Here is a 16,735-nt window from a genome sequence, read left to right on the forward strand (position 1 = left end):
CCCATATTTGCGAATTTTAAAAACTCATGTAATCCCACATGTATTACTTACCTATCTCATCCATAAAATTTGGTAATTTTTCTACACTTAAAACGAAAAATATCTGACTTTCTCCCCCTACATGAACAAGTCATCCATGTTAAACACTGTATAGCTTAGGCTATAAGCAAGTATAAGAAATAGACAGTTTCCATTATCGAAGAATTTCGATCAAATTTATAGTAATTAGATCAAAAATGGCAGAATCAATTCTGCCATTTGAGGGTTTTATTTTGCTACATTAAACGAGCGGTCATTTTTGCAAGTAAAGGTGTAATAGTTCTTTCGTTCATTAAAGGCACTGAAACCTACCCCATTACAGTACGCGCCATTGATCTCTTGCATCACCTCTATGGTCTGTTGGTTTTTAACTTGAAAGTAACTACCATCTTCACATACAGTTCGAATAACACCATCATCACCTTTTGAAAAAGATTTGATTTTAGTTGCACAGAGATTAAAGCTCACATCCATGAAGTCATCCGCTTTTTCATCCACACTGCTGCTACAAGCTACTAGCCAAACACTCAAAACCAATACCATAGATTGCTTCATTATAATCACTCCCTAATTATCCATATAATCAGCCTATGCCTTGATGACTCTGAATTCAAATTGGAGGTGATGAAAAGGTGGGTAAGTGCAAAAGTGGGACTAGAAAGGTTGATTGATCATTACCCTAAACTCATCTCCCTCATTGCCCCATGCAAGCTCAGTTCGTACCACTACACCTTCTACTTGAAAACGGATAGCAGCGCCGGCACTCCAGCTCATCTCTTCATGCAAGGCTGTCAGGTTATAGTTATCAGACACTTGGCCTAAGTCAGTAAACAATACCCATTGCCACCAGGGCATATCATAAAAACCGATGATAGGCATCTCCTCCAGTGGCTGCCAATCAGGCATAACTCGATACTCTAGGCTATAAGCAATAGCGGAGCGGTCATGAAATCGACCAGACTGGAAACTTCGTAACCGATAGAGACCACCTAGATTTATACCCGCATACTCTGGGGGGCGCCCATCATAACTGTTACTGTCCCAGCTTGGGGTATCGGCAGTATAAAAATTGAATGCCAACACCTGTTGATCAAAGAGATCCCCTAATGAACCTAAATCATAAAAAGCACTCTGGGCAAACTCCCACGTCCACCATTGACTCTCCTCTCCTTGTTCAGGCGCATAACTAAAGGTAAGCGTGGAGTGTGCTCCATGGGTAGGATTACGAAGATCATTACGGTTGTCCCAATCAAAAAGCAATTGAGTCCCCCATGTTTCTGTCGCTTCATGAGATGGCTGGGATGATCCCAGATCTCTTGATTTATAAAATGGCTGTAATTCAATGGTACTGACCCCACTCTCTACTGGGTTCCAACCCGTCACTGGTCGACGTTGATTCAGTGACGACTTGGCACTACCATCTTTCGCAAAACCAAAAGGTAAAATATAACGAACGGAAAGCCGTAACTGATCCTCTTTCCCATCAGCTAACGTAAAGTCATCCCCACTAGAGTTACTGCTGCCTTGATCACCAAGATAGTAGCTATAACTTTTATATTCTGAGCTATAAAAATCGCCCCCGACTAAGAAAGAGTCACCCAAAAGATAGTTAGAAGAGCCGATGTACGTTGCGTAGCTTCCTTTATCTGATATTAACCCGACCCCAATTAACGCCGCTTGAGGCTGGCCAACCCCTTTTACAACACCAGCCATACCTATGGTCGTGCCCATACTTTCAGTTGAAAAAATAAACGGAACCATCGCACTGTTGTTTGACATCCAGTGCAAGAGATCATCAGCGCGACTAGGGGGTGACAATAAACCAAAGAGAAAAAACGCTGACCAAGCAGCGTTTTTCACCCATAACGGAAGTGAGAGTAGATACGAGGTATTACTTTTCATTGGATTGATAAGACATTGCCACCCGCGAAGTCAGTTTGGTCACTAACTCATACGCAATCGTTCCAACGTGCTCTGCCACCTCCTCAGCCGGAAGTCCTTGACCCCATAGTGTCGCCTCATCACCTACTTGATCGGTTGCATCTGGTCCTAAATCCACCGTAAGCATATCCATCGAGACTCGACCTGAGAGTGGTACTTTTCGACCATTCACCAGTACAGGCGTGTTGTTCGGAGCCATTCTTGGGTAACCATCACCATAACCGATAGCAATCACTCCAACCTTAGTATCACGCTCAGTTTGCCAAATACCACCATATCCCACTCGCTCACCTGCTTTTACCTCTCTCACGGCAATCAAATGGGATTTGAGCGTCATAACCGGTGTAAACCCCATTTCCTGGGCACTCTTATTCGCGAATGGTGAAACGCCATAGAGAATGATACCAGGACGAACCCAATCAAAATGTGTCTCCGGCAACGTCAATAATGCAGCAGAGGCAGCAATAGAACGCTCTCCACGACACTCCGCAGTTAAGCAACTGAATCTATCTAGCTGATCCGCGGTGATCTGGCTATCTAACTCATCAGCACAAGCAAAGTGACTCATATAACGTAATGGCTTCGCCACATTTTCACAGCGCTTTAGACGCTCAACAAACTCATCGTATTGATCCGAGTTGACCCCTAGGCGATGCATCCCACTGTCTATTTTTAACCACACCACGACTGGGTTCTCAAGCGTCATCTTCTCTAACGCTTCCAGCTGCTCAACACAGTGCACGGCGGTCTGAATATTATTGGTCACCAAAATCGGCAGATCGTGTTCAGAGTAGAAACCTTCAAGCAACAGTATCGGTTTAACAATCCCACCCGCTCGTAATTGCAATGCCTCTTCAATGCGTGCAACACCAAAGGAATCTGCGCTGTTTGTCGCTGTTGCTGCAATTTGATCCAAACCATGGCCATACGCATTCGCTTTAACGACAGCAAGAATTTTACTGTTTGGTGCGACTTGTTGAACCTTCTTCAGGTTACTCTCTAGTGCTTCTGTATCAATATAAGCTGTAGCTGCTTTCATATAGCTCATATTCGCTCCATTACTCGTCATCAAACGCAGGGCCTGCATAGTTATCAAATCGGGAAAATTGACCTTGGAACGTAAGTCGTACTGAGCCGATGGGACCGTTACGTTGCTTACCAATAATAATTTCAGCAATACCCTTCAGCGAACTTTCCGGGTTGTACACCTCATCACGGTAAATAAACATGATTAAATCAGCATCCTGCTCAATCGCGCCTGATTCACGAAGATCCGAGTTAATTGGACGCTTATCAGCACGCTGCTCCAATGAACGGTTTAACTGAGACAGAGCAACAACGGGAACATTCAGTTCCTTCGCCAACGCTTTTAATGACCGAGAGATCTCTGAAATTTCTTGGGTTCGGTTATCTTGCATTCCTGGAACACGCATCAACTGAAGGTAATCGATCATAATCATACTTAACCCTCCCGTCTCACGTGCTACTCGACGAGCGCGTGAACGCAATTCAGTCGGGGTTAGGCCTGAGCTATCATCAATGTAGATATTCTTCTTCTGCATCAAGATACCCATGGTCGACGAAATACGAGCCCAATCTTCATCATCCAGTTGGCCAGTACGAATTTTAGTCTGATCAACTCGAGAGAAAGAGGCCAACATACGCATCATTAACTGCTCTGAGGGCATCTCTAAAGAGAAAATAAGAACCGGCTTATCTTGATCCATCGCCGCATTTTCACACAAGTTCATCGCAAAGGTAGTTTTACCCATAGATGGACGAGCAGCAACAATGATCAGATCAGAAGGCTGCATACCGGCGGTTTTTTTATTCAGGTCAGAGAAACCGGTATTGACACCTGTCACCCCATCTTGAGGTGTTTGGTAAAGAAGCTCAATTCGCTCTAACGTTTTTTCTAAAATCGAGTCCACATTTTGTGGTCCCTCATTCTCAGTGGTGCGCTCTTCGGCGATAGCAAACACTTTACTTTCGGCCATATCCAATAAGTCTTCAGAGGAGCGTCCTTGTGGATCATAGCCTGCATCCGCAATCTCATTAGCAACCCCGATGAGGTTCCTAACTAGTGCTCTTTCACGTACGATATCCGCATAAGCATTGATGTTGGCAGCGCTGGGAGTATTTTTTGCAAGATCCGCTAAGTAGGCAAATCCACCAACATCTTCTAACTGTTCATGGCGCTCTAATCGCTCCGATAAAGTGATAAGGTCAAGTGGCTGACTCTCTTCAAGCAGCTTTTGAATTGACTCAAAGATCAGACGGTGCGGGCGGCTATAGAAGTCTTTTGCTACAACCTTCTCAGCGACAGAATCCCAACGTTCGTTATCAAGTAATAACCCTCCTAAGACAGACTGTTCCGCTTCAAGGGAGTGGGGAGGCATTTTTAACGCATCGACTTGAGAGTCTTTCAGTTTAGCTTTATTTCGATTATCAGCCATGTCTACAATTCAGTCACAAAAAAGAGTCGTTTAGTATATACCCAAACGATCTCAAGTTGCATAATTCCATGTCATTTCATCTGTTTTTTGATTTAGTCTAGATTTTTTGGGCCAATTAAAAAAAAGCATGGCATTATATTTCTAATTATTTACCATTCTTTTAACTGAACATTCACGATAAAAAGAGAATTAACAATACTTTGACTAAGATATTTGCTGCAGCATTACTGTTATTTACTCATGCAGCCTATTGTGAGACGACTGAACCTACGCCTCTCCCCTCTCCTTGGGATAATGAGATTGAGTTCGGCTATCAATCAGAAAGTGGCAACAATAGCTCTCAAGCTATCAATTACCGTCTTGAACTCAATTATACCAAAGGGCAGATGCGAAATAGTGGTGAGATAAAATACGCACACAAAGAGGACGAGGGCATTGAAAAGCGAAACCAAATGGCCCTGAAGTTACAAACTGATTATAAAATTAGTAGCGACTACTACCTCTACGCTAACCTTCAAGGCATGGACTCTAAATATACAGCCTACTATAAAGACTTCACTTTCTCATCGGGACTGGGTTATCAAGTATCAAATACTAAAACGTTGGTAATTGAACTCGAAGCTGGACCAGGTTATCGATACCAAGAACCAAATTTAGATGAAATTGATGACGATGACCTAATTTTTCCAGACGTGGTTGAAGAGGGAATTTTTAGAGGTAACATTTACCTTAAATGGAAGATGTTTGATTCTTTAGAGTTTGAAGCTGACGCAACCGTTGTTACGGGTCATAGTAATACCCGCCTGGATACCGAGGTGAGTTTAATCAACAATCTCACTGAGCATACGGCGTTGAAGTTCTCTCAGACTCGCGAGATGCTCGAACGAGTTCCAGCCGGACTTGAAAAAGTCGATCGCATATCTAGTATCACTCTGCTGGTTCACTTCTAATATGTAGGGCAAAAAAAACGCCACCCGAGGGCAGCGTTTTATAACGTCTAACGACTAGTGATTACTCACCAGCAACAACGCTTAATGTGATCTTCGCAGTAACTTCAGAGTGAACCTGAATGCTTACTTCGAATTCGCCTACGTTACGTAGAGCACCTTCAGGTAGACGAACTTCGCTCTTAGATACTTCAACGCCAGCTGCAGTAACTGCATCAGCGATATCACGAGTACCGATTGAACCGAATAGTTTACCTTCATCACCAGCTTTTGAAGCGATAACTACTGCTTCTAGAGCATTAAGTTTATCAGCGCGAGCTTGTGATGCAGAAAGTTGCTCAGCAACTTTAGCTTCTAGTTCAGCACGACGAGTTTCGAACATTTCTACGTTCGATTTAGTCGCCATTACAGCCTTACCTTGTGGGATAAGGAAGTTACGTGCGTAACCAGACTTAACGTTAACTTGGTCGCCAAGGCTACCTAGGTTACCGATTTTATCAAGTAGAATAACTTGCATTATCTTGTCCTCTTTAACTTAATTAAACTGCTACGGCTTACTGATGCTTATCAGTATACGGTAGAAGTGCTAGGTAACGAGAACGCTTGATAGCGCGAGCTAGCTGACGTTGGTATTTAGCACGAGTACCGGTAATACGGCTAGGTACAATTTTACCAGCTTCAGTGATGTAATTTTTTAGAGTTGCTACGTCTTTGTAGTCAATCTCTTGTACGCCTTCTGCAGTAAAACGGCAGAATTTACGACGACGGAAGAAACGAGCCATGGGCTATCTCCTGATCTAATTATGAGAAATTTGGTCGGCATGCAACACTAATTTACCAATGCCATTTCGGCCGGTCTGGTAAGCGATGAAACCGCCCACCTTAATGTCACTACCTAAAGCTAATTGTTGAGTGATTGCTTGTGACCCTTGCCCACTGACTACCACATTAATACGACAATAAACTTGTCGGGGTAAATCAGCTTCCTGTTTAATCGAACGATGCTCTAGCACAAAATGGCAATGAGCAATGCCCGCAGGGCTTAGGCTTCTAACCGGAGCTTTAGCAACAGTGCCACTTAACTCCAATCGATTGGTCATAAACGATTACTCAGCGGCAGCTTCGCCTTCAGTTGCAGCTTGAGGAGCAGCTTCTTCAGCATTGAATGCTGGACGCTCTTCACGCTTAGTAGAACGCTCTTCTTTAGCCTTCATCATGATTGATGGCTCAGTGATAGCGCCTTTAGTACGCATGATCATGTTACGGATAACTGCATCGTTAAAACGGAAAGCAGTTTCTAGCTCATCGATCACAGCTTGGTCAGCTTCTACGTTCATAAGAACGTAGTGAGCTTTATGAAGCTTGTTGATTGGGTAAGTCATTTGACGACGACCCCAATCTTCTAGACGGTGAATCTCACCACCAGAATCTTTGATAGAACCAGTGTAACGCTCAATCATGCCAGCAACTTGCTCGCTTTGATCAGGGTGCACCATGAATACGATTTCATAATGACGCATTGGTTGCTCCTTACGGATTATTCAGCTTCCACGAGTGGCTCGGTCATCCAAGGGAAGCAAGGAACTAATAAAAAAGACCGAGAATTATGGACGGCAGATAGTACAGAAAAACAACTTTATAGGCAAGGGATATTATTACTCGGTTTGTCGTTGACGTACGGCTTCAAAAAGACAGATGCCTGTTGCCACAGAAACATTCAAACTAGAGACCGAACCTGACATCGGAATTTTAATAAGACCATCACAAGTTTCACGAGTTAAACGACGCATTCCATCCCCTTCCGCTCCCATTACGATAGCCAAAGGACCAGTCATTTTACTGTGGTAGATATCATGAGTCGCTTCACCAGCCGTTCCAACAAACCACACACCTTGATCTTGCAGAGCTCTCATCGTACGAGCTAAATTGGTGACTCTAACCAATGGGACGGTTTCTGCTGCACCACACGCCACTTTGCTCACCGTGGCATTCATATTAGCAGACTTATCTTTTGGTACGATAACCGCAGCAACACCTGCCGCATCGGCATTACGAAGGCAGGCCCCTAAATTATGTGGGTCCGTCACTCCATCTAATACCAATAGCAGCGGGTTTTCACTTTTTGCAATGATAAGGTCTAAGTCATGCTCATTCAGTTGCTTAGCGGGCTTTACACGCGCAATGATCCCCTGATGAGAGGCTCCATCTGCTTTATCATCTAACGTTTTTCTACTCATCTCCTGCACTAAGAACCCTAACTCTTTGAGCTCATTGATAACAGGCAGCATTCGTTCATCTTTACGATCTTTTAAAACAAAAATCTCGATAAAACGTACAGGGTCGTGATTTAATACAGCTTGTACCGCATGGATGCCGTAGAGAAATTCATTACTCATAATTTATTGCTTACTCACTCTAATGTATTTATTCGTCTGCTGTTTTCTTAGCATTAGACTTCTTCACTTTCTTACGACCTGTTTTTTTTGCTTTGGTCTGTTTCGATTTTGTTGCGGCTTTCTCGCCAGGTTTAGTCGATTTCGGTTTTCTTTTCTTAGCTGGTTTCTTATCTGCAGCTTTGGTCGCTTCTATCTCAGGAGTGGCTTTTTTATTGCTTTCCGCTTTCGGTTTGCTCTTTTTAAAGTCAGGACGCTTATTGCGGCTGCCTCTCTTATCAAAATCACCTTTACCCTGAGCTCGTGATTTTTTCTTTGCAGTTTTGCCCGCTCCACGAGCAACACGGGTAGTTCCTGCAATTTCAAAATCAATCTGGCGACTTTCTAGATTCACTGCGAGTACTTTGACCGTCACCTGATCACCAAGGCGATATATCTGCCCTGAGCTCTCACCAACCAAACGTTGACCTACCGCATCAAATTGATAATAGTCATTATCTAATGCCGTAATGTGTACCAGCCCATCAATGTGCAGTTCCGTTAAGCGAACAAAGAAGCCAAAACCGGTGACGTTTGCAATAACCCCTTCCAGCTCCTCACCAACATGATCTTGCATATATTCACATTTAAGCCAGTCTGAGACATCGCGAGTCGCATCATCAGCTCGGCGCTCCGTCATTGAGCACTGCTCACCATACTGCTCCATCTGTTCATAAGAGTAGTGATGGCCACCCGTTGGTGTTGCACCTTCGTGGCTCTCACCCTTATCTTTTGCGATGAGATATTTAATCGCACGATGTAGCAACAAATCTGGGTATCGACGAATCGGTGACGTAAAGTGCGCATAACGTTTTAGTGCTAATCCAAAGTGCCCTGCATTATCAGGGTTGTATACTGCTTGTTTCATTGAGCGCAGCAACATGGTTTGAATAAGTTCTTTATCAGGACGTTCAGAAATCGATTGAATGAGAGCAGCATAATCAGTTGGAGTGGGCTTTAACCCCCCTTCAATACTTAAGCCTAGCTCTTTAAGGAAATCTTTAAAACCAACAAGACGCTCTTCACTTGGCGTATCATGAACGCGATACAGTGCTGGCTCTTTTTGTTTTTCAACGTACGCGGCTGACGCGATATTGGCTAAAATCATGCATTCTTCAATTAGCTTGTGTGCATCATTTCGTTCAACAGGCTCAATGCGTTCAATTTTTCGTTCCGCATTAAACACAAATTTGGTTTCTATGGTTTCAAACTCAATGGCACCACGTTGTGCACGTCCCTCTTTGAGTACTTTATACATAGCATGCAACTGTTCTAAATGAGGTACAACCGCTGAGTAACGCTCACGCAGTGCTTCATCACCCTCTAAAATTGCCCCTACCTTGGTGTAGGTCAAACGAGCATGAGAGTTCATCACCGCTTCATAGTGACGATAACCAGACATCTTTCCAGACGCTGAAATGGTCATTTCACATACCATGCATAGACGATCAACTTGAGGGTTTAACGAACAGAGGCCATTAGAGAGAACCTCTGGCAACATAGGGATCACTTGCGCAGGGAAGTAGACCGAGTTACCGCGATTGATCGCTTCTTTATCTAAGGCATTATTATGACGAACATAGTGACTCACATCAGCAATTGCCACCCACAGTCGCCATCCGCCTGATTTTTTCGCTTCACAAAATACTGCATCATCAAAATCACGGGCATCTTCACCATCGATGGTGACTAACGGAAGATCCCTAAGATCCACTCTTCCCTCTTTCGCCTCTTCAGGAACCTCTTCTTGCAAACCTTTGACTTGTTGAATGACGGCATTTGGCCACTCATTTGGAATACTGTGAGTTCTTAGCGCTATTTCTATCTCCATACCAGGAGCCATACTCTCACCAAGCACTTCAACCACTTGACCTGACATTCCACGCGAACGACCACCACGGTCAGTGATTTCGAATACCACAACATTGCCCATTCGAGCATTCATGCGGTGCTCTTTGGCGATCAAAATATCTTGGCTGATTCGGGTATCATCCGGCACGACATAGCAGAGGCCATCTTCTAAAAAGAAACGGCCAACTAACTGGGTTTTGCGCGCTTCTAACAGACGGACTAAACGTCCCTCTTTGCGGCCTCTTTTATCCACACCAGATGGCTGAACTAATACGTAATCACCATGAATAACGCTGCGCATTTGATGGAAGGGTAGTGAGATATCATCCTCTTTTCCGATGCTGCCTTCTGGTCTTACCCAACCAAATCCATCTTTATGTCCGATGATAGTGCCTTTCACCATTTCTAAACGCTCAGGCAAGGCATAACATTGACGACGGGTATACACCAACTGCCCATCACGCTCCATAGCACGAAGTCGTCGCCTTAGTCCTTCATAGTGTTCTTCTCCCTCAAGGCCTAACACCTCAAACAGATCATTTCTGTTCATTGGAGCGTCAGAGTTCTTAAGCAGATCAAGAATGAATTCTCTACTTGGGATTGGGTTTTCATACTTCTGAGCTTCACGCTCTAAAAATGGATCGTTTTGATTATTGGACATAGACGTCTTATTGGTGAGGGAAGGGAAGGTGTTAAATAATTATATAGGAGTCAGGGGCTAATACCAAACTTGGTGTGTGAAGTTTCTTAGAAATGAAAAAGGCTCATTCATCATGAGCCTTTACCAAAAGACCTCGCGTCGTTTTGCTCTAGCGATAATATTCTGTGGCATTCTCTGTTCAAGGCCTCTGCGTAAAGAGGTTATTTTACGATGAGACCCTTTATCTGCAGAGATAGAGTTGTACAACCATCGGTAGGCATCCTCATAATCGAGAGGGCTACCAAAGTCACCCAGCAACAGCTCTGCTAAATGAATTCTAGCATTAATATTACCCATTGCGGCCGCTTCACGTAGATAAGGAATCGCTCGCTCTCTATCACGTTGAACCAAGATTCCTTTTGAGTAATATCGTCCAAGTTGTTCTAATGCCTCGGGAAGCCCTTGATGAGCGGCATTCTCCATATAGTAGATACCCAACTCAACATCTCGATCAACACACACACCCCATGCGAGCATGTCACCATATAAAAACTGGTAAGCAGGTGAGTCTATTCGAGTTGCACGAGCTTCAATATCTTCGACTAGCTGACAACTGTCTTGCTTTAATTTATCTAAGTGCCCATTTACATTAAAGAGTTTAATTAATTGTGCTTCAGAGTAAATTTCAACCGGAGCTCCAACATCGGTTATTGCTTGCGCAGGTGCCGTTGCCAACATCATTGACACGACGAGAGCACGTAACTTCATTAAAAGTCCCCACTATTCATACCATGTGTAACTTATCGACAATCAGCGCCAATCCTTTAGGTATTAGGTGTCATTTTTTATACTTTGATTAAATTATTGCCTTTAGCGTTATTTTTTGCAAAAAAAACCAGCCAAAAAGGCTGGTTTTTTTTTGAACGATTAGAATAAGCTTACACCGAGAATGGGTGAACCTTAACAATCGTTTCGTTACGATCTGGACCCGTTGATACGATATCAATAGGGATACCAGTCAACTCTTCAATACGCTGAATGTAATCAAGAGCAGCTTGAGGAAGCTCATCTAAGCTCTTCGCACCATAGGTGTTTTCTGACCAACCTGGAACCGTTTCATAAATCAATTCAAGATCGTCATAGGCATCTGCAGCCATTGGAGAGACAGTAAGAATTGAGCCATCTTTTGTCTTATAGCCCGTACAGATTTTGATCTCTTTCAAACCATCCATTACATCAAGCTTTGTTAAACAGAAGCCGGTGATAGAGTTAACTTGAATTGCACGACGCATAGCAACAGCATCAAACCAACCACAACGACGCTTACGTCCAGTAGTTGCACCAAACTCATGACCTTTGACACCTAAGTGGTTGCCAATTTCATCATCGAGCTCAGTTGGGAAAGGACCTGCGCCAACACGAGTACAGTATGCTTTAGCAATACCTAGAATATAACCTAAATGGTTAGGACCAAAACCAGAACCTGAAGCAACACCACCAGCAGTGGTATTTGAAGAGGTTACGTATGGGTAAGTACCGTGGTCGATATCAAGAAGAGTACCTTGTGCGCCTTCAAACATGATCTTATCACCACGTTTACGAGCAGCATCTAACTCATCAGTTACGTCGATAACCATTGAGGTCAACATATCAGCTTGAGAAAGGATGGTTTCAAGAACTTCGTCGTAGCTGACAGGTTCAACTTTGTAGAAGTGCTCAAGTTGGAAGTTATGGAATTCCATCACTTCTTTTAACTTAACAGCAAATGCTTCTCTATCGAACAGATCGCCAACACGTAGACCGCGACGGGCAACTTTATCTTCGTAGGCTGGACCAATACCACGGCCAGTGGTACCAATAGCTTTCTTGCCACGAGCGATTTCACGCGCCTGATCAAGAGCAATATGGTAAGGAAGAATTAAAGGACAGGCTTCTGAAATGAACAGACGTTCACGAACAGGGATACCGCGTTCTTCTAATGGACCCATTTCATTCATGAGAGCATCAGGAGATAACACAACACCATTACCAATAATACACTTCACATTGTTGCGAAGAATACCGGATGGAATTAAATGAAGAACGGTTTTTTCACCGTCAATGACTAGGGTATGACCTGCATTATGACCGCCTTGATAGCGAACAACATACTTTGCATCTTCAGTTAAAAGATCAACGATCTTCCCTTTACCTTCGTCACCCCACTGGGTGCCTAGAACGACTACGTTGTTTTTTCCCATCTGCCCAATTCTGTCTGATAATTAAAAAAGAATTCTAGCACCTATTAACGGAAGTTTGCAGTCATTTTTTAAACAAAGTTACCGCTTTAAAGAGAAACCTATCACATCCTTATTTTTCAAACGTTTACAACAGGCTATACATCGTATACCCAATCACAATCCCGGATACGACTAAACATCCCCCTAGCCTTCTTAACATGTTGTCAGGCTGCTGAGCCAGCTGAGACATCATATTTCGCCACGCATTTGGTGCAATAAGAGGCCCTAATCCTTCGATCACTAACACTGCACTTAACGCAATCCAGATTGAGTGTGTCATAACATTTATCCTTATAAAAAAAAACAAGGCCCAGAGGCCTTGTTTTCGTAGACGATCATTCAGTAATTATTTACTGCTACCATCTGAGCTATTCATGTATTTGAAGAAATCGGTCTTAGGATCAAGTACCAAGATATCATTCTTATTATTGAAGCTCTTTTCATACGCTTCAAGAGAACGAACAAATCCGAAGAACTCAGGCTCTTGATTAAACGCTTTCGCATAGATAGAAGCCGCTTTCGCATCTGCATCACCACGAGTAATTCGTGCTGTTTTATCTGCTTCAGCCAATACTGTCGCTACTTCAAGCTCAGCTTGTGCACGAAGTACTTCTGCTTTCTCTCTACCTTGTGCTCTGTGTTTACGAGCAACCGCTTCACGCTCTGCACGCATACGCTTATAGATAGACTCACTGATCTCATCGGGTAAGTTGATCTTCTTAATTCGAAGGTCAACCACTTCAATACCTAGATCGAACGAGCTCTCTTTAGCGTCAGTCAGAACTTCGGCCATCACTTCTTCACGTTTCTCAGAGACAATCTCTTTGATGGTTTTAGAACCAATCTCAGCACGAAGGCCATCTGCAACTTTACGCTGTAGTAGAGACTCTGCAGTTAAGATATTACCACCACCTGTTGATAGGTAGAATTGACCGAAATCTGAGATACGCCATTTTACGTATGAGTCGATGATGACATCTTTTTTCTCATTAGTAACAAAACGGTCAGCTTGGTCATCCATGGTTTGGATACGTGCATCTAATGTTTTCACTCTATCAAATAGAGGGAACTTAAAATGCAGACCCGGTTCATAAATTCTAGCCATATCAGCATTATCCACTTTCAGCACTCGGCCAAAACGGATAACGATACCTCTTTCACCTTCTTGAATCACAAACAGTGACATCAGAAAAGTGGCGACCACAAAGACTAATACAGGGATCATTAACTTACGCATTATTAGTATCTCCCTTGACGAGTGGTAGAGCGACCATTGTTAGCGTCTTGTGTATCATTCGCTGTTTTCTCAAGCTCAATTCCGTAATCATAATCCGCTGAAGCATCTTTTGTTGTCGATACCTTATCAGCAGATTGATTCATCATTCGATCAAGAGGTAAATACAACAAGTTGCCATTTGATTCAGAATCAATAAGAACCTTGCTCGTTTTACTATAAACATTTTGCATCGTATCAAGGTACATACGAGTACGTGTTACTTCAGGTGCCGCTTTAAATTCAGGCAACAACTTCTCGAACTGTGCCACTTGACCTAATGCTCCGTTAACCGTTCTTTCAGAATACCCAAGGGCTTCTTTTTTCAAACGCTCAGCACGACCCGTTGCTTTTGGCAAAATATCATTACTATAAGCTTCCGCTTCACGAATGAAACGCTCTTCATCTTCTCGAGCAGAAATTGCATCATCAAATGAGCTTTTAACTGCTTCAGGAGGTCGAGCTGACTGGAAGTTGACATCAACAACAGTTAAGCCCAGATTGTATTTTTCGATAATACGATTGATAGTTACCTGAGTACGCTCACGAATCACTTGACGACCACTGGTAAGAATATCATCCATCACAGCATCACCAATAACAGCACGAAGCGCAGAGTCTGTCGCTTGACGTAGGCTGTCATCTGCATTGGTCACACTGAAGAGGTATTTAATTGGATCGCTGACACGGTACTGAACACCCATCTCAACGGTCACAACGTTTTCATCTTTAGTCAGCATCAAACCAGAACTTTTTAAAGAACGAATCGCTTCCATATTGATCGGAGTTACCGTATCAATCCAAGTAGGATTCCAGTTCAAACCGGGATCAACCAGAGCTTCTTGTTGCTTACCAAGGCGCAGTACGACCCCTTTTTCTGCTTCACCAATGGTGTAAAAGCCAGAAAAGAACCATACCGCAACAGCAACCGCTGCAACAACACCAAGTCCGATTGCACCGCCGCCGTTGAAAGGTGAACCGCTGCCCCCTTTCTTGCCACCGCCACCAAACTTACCGCCTAATTTTTGGCTCAGCTTGTTAAATACTTCATCAAGGTCAGGTGGACCTTGCTCTTTTTTTCCACCGCTATCTTTATTACCCCAAGGGTCTTTATCGCGGCCATTATTATTTCCAGGCTCATTCCACGCCATTAGAAAACTCCATCAAATTGATAAGATTGGTCAGAATCTACTGTTACAATATATTAATACTATTAAGTAATTGCTAAATTAAGCAATAATAAAGTTACTTAAATGTGCGTCTTCTCTTTTTTCAAGTCTATACCAGTCTACTTGCTGCATACGAACATCGATTAACAGGCAACCATCCTCTTCATACTCTTCGTTTAAGATACTTTGCATTTGAAAGAATTTACTTCTTAAACGACTAACATGCTCTGGCGGAAGTCTTAAAGTATGACTCACCATACTTTTTGCGAGGCGCTCAGTCAGTGCTTCAAACAGAAGCTCCAAACCAATACCGTCCATCGCTGATATCCACACGCAACGAGGTATACCTTCGTCATCTCTCTCAATTCTTGCTTGCTGATTTTGCATGTTATCAATTTTATTCATCACCATCAGTGATGGAACATCATCAGCGTCAATCTCTTCAAGAACCACATCGACCGCTTGGATATTCTCTCTAAACCTGTCATCACTTGCGTCAATAACGTGTAAGAGAATATCGGCTTCTTGTGTCTCTTGAAGCGTTGCTTTAAAGGCGGCAACGAGATCATGAGGAAGATGTCGTATAAAACCAACAGTATCCGCTAAAATTGCCAAGCCTACATCTGCCAGTTCAATCTTACGTAGTGTAGGATCAAGTGTGGCAAACAGCTGATCAGCAGCATAGACCTCTGAGTCAGTTAGACGGTTAAAGAGTGTTGATTTTCCGGCGTTGGTATAACCCACTAAAGAGATCGTTGGTATCTCTGCTCGGTTCCTCGCTCTTCGACCTTGCTCTCGTTGCTTAGCCACTTTAGCTAAACGACGCAAGATAGCTTTAATCCTTTCTCGAAGCAAACGTCTATCTGTTTCAAGTTGTGTCTCACCTGGCCCGCGAAGACCAATCCCACCTTTTTGCCTTTCAAGGTGCGTCCAACCACGAATAAGACGGGTTGAAAGGTGACGTAACTGAGCAAGTTCAACTTGAAGCTTACCTTCGTGTGTACGAGCTCGTTGTGCAAATATATCAAGAATTAAGCCGGTTCTGTCGATCACTCGACACTGACATAACATCTCTAGGTTTCGCTCTTGAGCTGGAGATAGCGCGTGATTGAAAATGACAATTTCAGCGCCTTCCGATCTCACAGCATCGGCAATTTCTTGTGCTTTTCCTTCCCCAACATAATACTTTGAATGAGGAGATTGGCGGCTGCCAGTCACTACTCGTAATGCATTAACCCCAGCGGATGAAACCAACATTTCGCATTCGCTGAGGTCAGCCCATTCACCTTCTTGAGTGAAGTTAATATGAACAAGAATAGCCTGTTCACCTGACTCGTAACGGTCAAACAAGCAAATCGCTCCTTATAAGTGAATTACTCTTCAGTTTTTTCAGGGGAGCTCTGCTCACCTTGCGGACGATCCGCGGCAGTATGATGATTCACTGCTCTTGCAGGGACCACCGTAGAGATCGCATGCTTATATACCATCTGATTGACAGTATTTTTTAATAGAATCACAAATTGGTCAAATGACTCAATCTGCCCTTGTAGTTTAATGCCGTTAACTAGATAAATTGAAACGGGTACCCTTTCACGACGAAGCGCGTTTAAAAAAGGGTCTTGTAACGATTGCCCCTTAGCCATTTTATATTCCTTATTTTGATTGTTGTTGTAATTTTATTAGCAATGAGCTGTTCTAACCTATGAAC

The 16,735-nt window shown here is 43.3% G+C and carries 18 protein-coding genes; 1 reads left to right on the top strand and 17 read right to left on the bottom strand.

Going from position 1 to position 16,735, the window contains the following annotated elements; genetic code table 11:
- Positions 1 to 267: 267 nt before the first annotated feature.
- The 4 genes from L4C32_RS09460 to L4C32_RS09475 form a co-directional block, all read right to left on the bottom strand.
- Positions 268 to 594 carry a hypothetical protein gene (locus tag L4C32_RS09460; RefSeq protein WP_428196630.1) on the bottom strand — a complete coding sequence of 109 codons (327 nt, stop codon included), beginning with the start codon at positions 592 to 594 and terminating at the stop codon, positions 268 to 270.
- 99 nt (positions 595 to 693) lie between these two features.
- Positions 694 to 1,941, bottom strand: a complete 1,248-nt coding sequence (locus L4C32_RS09465; protein ID WP_428196631.1) for a BamA/TamA family outer membrane protein — start codon at positions 1,939 to 1,941, stop codon at positions 694 to 696.
- The gene (alr, locus tag L4C32_RS09470) at positions 1,931 to 3,067 is read right to left on the bottom strand and encodes an alanine racemase (protein WP_428196632.1); all 1,137 of its coding nucleotides are present in this window, start codon (positions 3,065 to 3,067) and stop codon (positions 1,931 to 1,933) included. Before alr ends, L4C32_RS09465 begins: the two co-directional genes overlap by 11 nt.
- Positions 3,039 to 4,436 carry a replicative DNA helicase gene (locus L4C32_RS09475; RefSeq protein ID WP_428196633.1) on the bottom strand — a complete coding sequence of 466 codons (1,398 nt, stop codon included), beginning with the start codon at positions 4,434 to 4,436 and terminating at the stop codon, positions 3,039 to 3,041. The genes alr and L4C32_RS09475 overlap by 29 nt, the downstream gene beginning before the upstream one ends.
- Positions 4,437 to 4,636: 200 nt before the next feature.
- Here L4C32_RS09475 and L4C32_RS09480 point away from each other — a divergent pair, with 200 nt between their 5' ends.
- Positions 4,637 to 5,386 carry a DUF481 domain-containing protein gene (locus tag L4C32_RS09480; RefSeq protein WP_428196634.1) on the top strand — a complete coding sequence of 250 codons (750 nt, stop codon included), beginning with the start codon at positions 4,637 to 4,639 and terminating at the stop codon, positions 5,384 to 5,386.
- Between the two features lie 61 nt (positions 5,387 to 5,447).
- Here L4C32_RS09480 and rplI read toward each other — a convergent pair whose 3' ends face one another.
- The 13 genes from rplI to hfq form a co-directional block, all read right to left on the bottom strand.
- Positions 5,448 to 5,900, bottom strand: a complete 453-nt coding sequence (gene rplI / locus L4C32_RS09485; RefSeq protein WP_428196635.1) for a 50S ribosomal protein L9 — start codon at positions 5,898 to 5,900, stop codon at positions 5,448 to 5,450.
- A 37-nt stretch (positions 5,901 to 5,937) separates the two neighbouring features.
- Entirely contained in the window at positions 5,938 to 6,165 is a 228-nt protein-coding gene (rpsR, locus tag L4C32_RS09490) for a 30S ribosomal protein S18 (protein ID WP_002539422.1), read from the bottom strand.
- Positions 6,166 to 6,180: 15 nt separating this feature from the next.
- Positions 6,181 to 6,483 carry a primosomal replication protein N gene (gene priB / locus L4C32_RS09495; protein ID WP_428196636.1) on the bottom strand — a complete coding sequence of 101 codons (303 nt, stop codon included), beginning with the start codon at positions 6,481 to 6,483 and terminating at the stop codon, positions 6,181 to 6,183.
- A 6-nt stretch (positions 6,484 to 6,489) separates the two neighbouring features.
- A complete protein-coding gene (gene rpsF / locus L4C32_RS09500; RefSeq protein WP_428196637.1) occupies positions 6,490 to 6,903 on the bottom strand; it encodes a 30S ribosomal protein S6 in 414 nt (137 codons plus the stop codon).
- A gap of 135 nt (positions 6,904 to 7,038) precedes the next feature.
- Positions 7,039 to 7,779: a 23S rRNA (guanosine(2251)-2'-O)-methyltransferase RlmB gene (gene rlmB, locus L4C32_RS09505; RefSeq protein ID WP_428196638.1), complete on the bottom strand. Its 741-nt coding sequence runs from the start codon at positions 7,777 to 7,779 to the stop codon at positions 7,039 to 7,041.
- A gap of 28 nt (positions 7,780 to 7,807) precedes the next feature.
- Complete coding sequence (gene rnr / locus L4C32_RS09510) at positions 7,808 to 10,327, bottom strand: ribonuclease R (RefSeq protein ID WP_428196639.1); 2,520 nt, start codon at positions 10,325 to 10,327, stop codon at positions 7,808 to 7,810.
- Between the two features lie 120 nt (positions 10,328 to 10,447).
- Positions 10,448 to 11,074, bottom strand: coding sequence for a flagellar protein MotX (gene motX, locus L4C32_RS09515; protein ID WP_428196640.1), 627 nt, complete (start codon positions 11,072 to 11,074; stop codon positions 10,448 to 10,450).
- A gap of 170 nt (positions 11,075 to 11,244) precedes the next feature.
- Entirely contained in the window at positions 11,245 to 12,546 is a 1,302-nt protein-coding gene (locus tag L4C32_RS09520) for an adenylosuccinate synthase (RefSeq protein ID WP_428196641.1), read from the bottom strand.
- A gap of 124 nt (positions 12,547 to 12,670) precedes the next feature.
- Complete coding sequence (locus L4C32_RS09525; protein ID WP_428196642.1) at positions 12,671 to 12,865, bottom strand: DUF2065 domain-containing protein; 195 nt, start codon at positions 12,863 to 12,865, stop codon at positions 12,671 to 12,673.
- Positions 12,866 to 12,931: 66 nt separating this feature from the next.
- On the bottom strand, positions 12,932 to 13,822 hold the full coding sequence (hflC, locus tag L4C32_RS09530) for a protease modulator HflC (protein WP_428196643.1): 891 nt from the start codon (positions 13,820 to 13,822) through the stop codon (positions 12,932 to 12,934).
- A gap of 2 nt (positions 13,823 to 13,824) precedes the next feature.
- Positions 13,825 to 15,009, bottom strand: a complete 1,185-nt coding sequence (gene hflK / locus L4C32_RS09535; protein ID WP_428196644.1) for an FtsH protease activity modulator HflK — start codon at positions 15,007 to 15,009, stop codon at positions 13,825 to 13,827.
- A 78-nt stretch (positions 15,010 to 15,087) separates the two neighbouring features.
- Positions 15,088 to 16,377, bottom strand: a complete 1,290-nt coding sequence (hflX, locus tag L4C32_RS09540) for a ribosome rescue GTPase HflX (RefSeq protein WP_428196645.1) — start codon at positions 16,375 to 16,377, stop codon at positions 15,088 to 15,090.
- 23 nt (positions 16,378 to 16,400) lie between these two features.
- Complete coding sequence (gene hfq / locus L4C32_RS09545) at positions 16,401 to 16,670, bottom strand: RNA chaperone Hfq (protein ID WP_428196646.1); 270 nt, start codon at positions 16,668 to 16,670, stop codon at positions 16,401 to 16,403.
- Between the last annotated feature and the right edge of the window lie 65 nt (positions 16,671 to 16,735).

This window comes from Aliivibrio kagoshimensis, from assembly GCF_050337105.1.
Lineage (GTDB): Bacteria > Pseudomonadota > Gammaproteobacteria > Enterobacterales > Vibrionaceae > Aliivibrio_A > Aliivibrio_A kagoshimensis.

Coding starts and splice junctions, on each gene's coding strand:
- priB (WP_428196636.1), bottom strand. CDS start 6,483: ATGACCAATCGATTGGAGTTAAGTGGCACTGTTGCTAAAGCTCCGGTT.
- hfq (WP_428196646.1), bottom strand. CDS start 16,670: ATGGCTAAGGGGCAATCGTTACAAGACCCTTTTTTAAACGCGCTTCGT.
- rnr (WP_428196639.1), bottom strand. CDS start 10,327: ATGTCCAATAATCAAAACGATCCATTTTTAGAGCGTGAAGCTCAGAAG.
- L4C32_RS09525 (WP_428196642.1), bottom strand. CDS start 12,865: ATGACACACTCAATCTGGATTGCGTTAAGTGCAGTGTTAGTGATCGAA.
- L4C32_RS09475 (WP_428196633.1), bottom strand. CDS start 4,436: ATGGCTGATAATCGAAATAAAGCTAAACTGAAAGACTCTCAAGTCGAT.
- rpsF (WP_428196637.1), bottom strand. CDS start 6,903: ATGCGTCATTATGAAATCGTATTCATGGTGCACCCTGATCAAAGCGAG.
- L4C32_RS09460 (WP_428196630.1), bottom strand. CDS start 594: ATGAAGCAATCTATGGTATTGGTTTTGAGTGTTTGGCTAGTAGCTTGT.
- hflK (WP_428196644.1), bottom strand. CDS start 15,009: ATGGCGTGGAATGAGCCTGGAAATAATAATGGCCGCGATAAAGACCCT.
- rpsR (WP_002539422.1), bottom strand. CDS start 6,165: ATGGCTCGTTTCTTCCGTCGTCGTAAATTCTGCCGTTTTACTGCAGAA.
- alr (WP_428196632.1), bottom strand. CDS start 3,067: ATGCAGGCCCTGCGTTTGATGACGAGTAATGGAGCGAATATGAGCTAT.
- hflC (WP_428196643.1), bottom strand. CDS start 13,822: ATGCGTAAGTTAATGATCCCTGTATTAGTCTTTGTGGTCGCCACTTTT.
- motX (WP_428196640.1), bottom strand. CDS start 11,074: ATGAAGTTACGTGCTCTCGTCGTGTCAATGATGTTGGCAACGGCACCT.
- L4C32_RS09520 (WP_428196641.1), bottom strand. CDS start 12,546: ATGGGAAAAAACAACGTAGTCGTTCTAGGCACCCAGTGGGGTGACGAA.
- rlmB (WP_428196638.1), bottom strand. CDS start 7,779: ATGAGTAATGAATTTCTCTACGGCATCCATGCGGTACAAGCTGTATTA.
- L4C32_RS09465 (WP_428196631.1), bottom strand. CDS start 1,941: ATGAAAAGTAATACCTCGTATCTACTCTCACTTCCGTTATGGGTGAAA.
- rplI (WP_428196635.1), bottom strand. CDS start 5,900: ATGCAAGTTATTCTACTTGATAAAATCGGTAACCTAGGTAGCCTTGGC.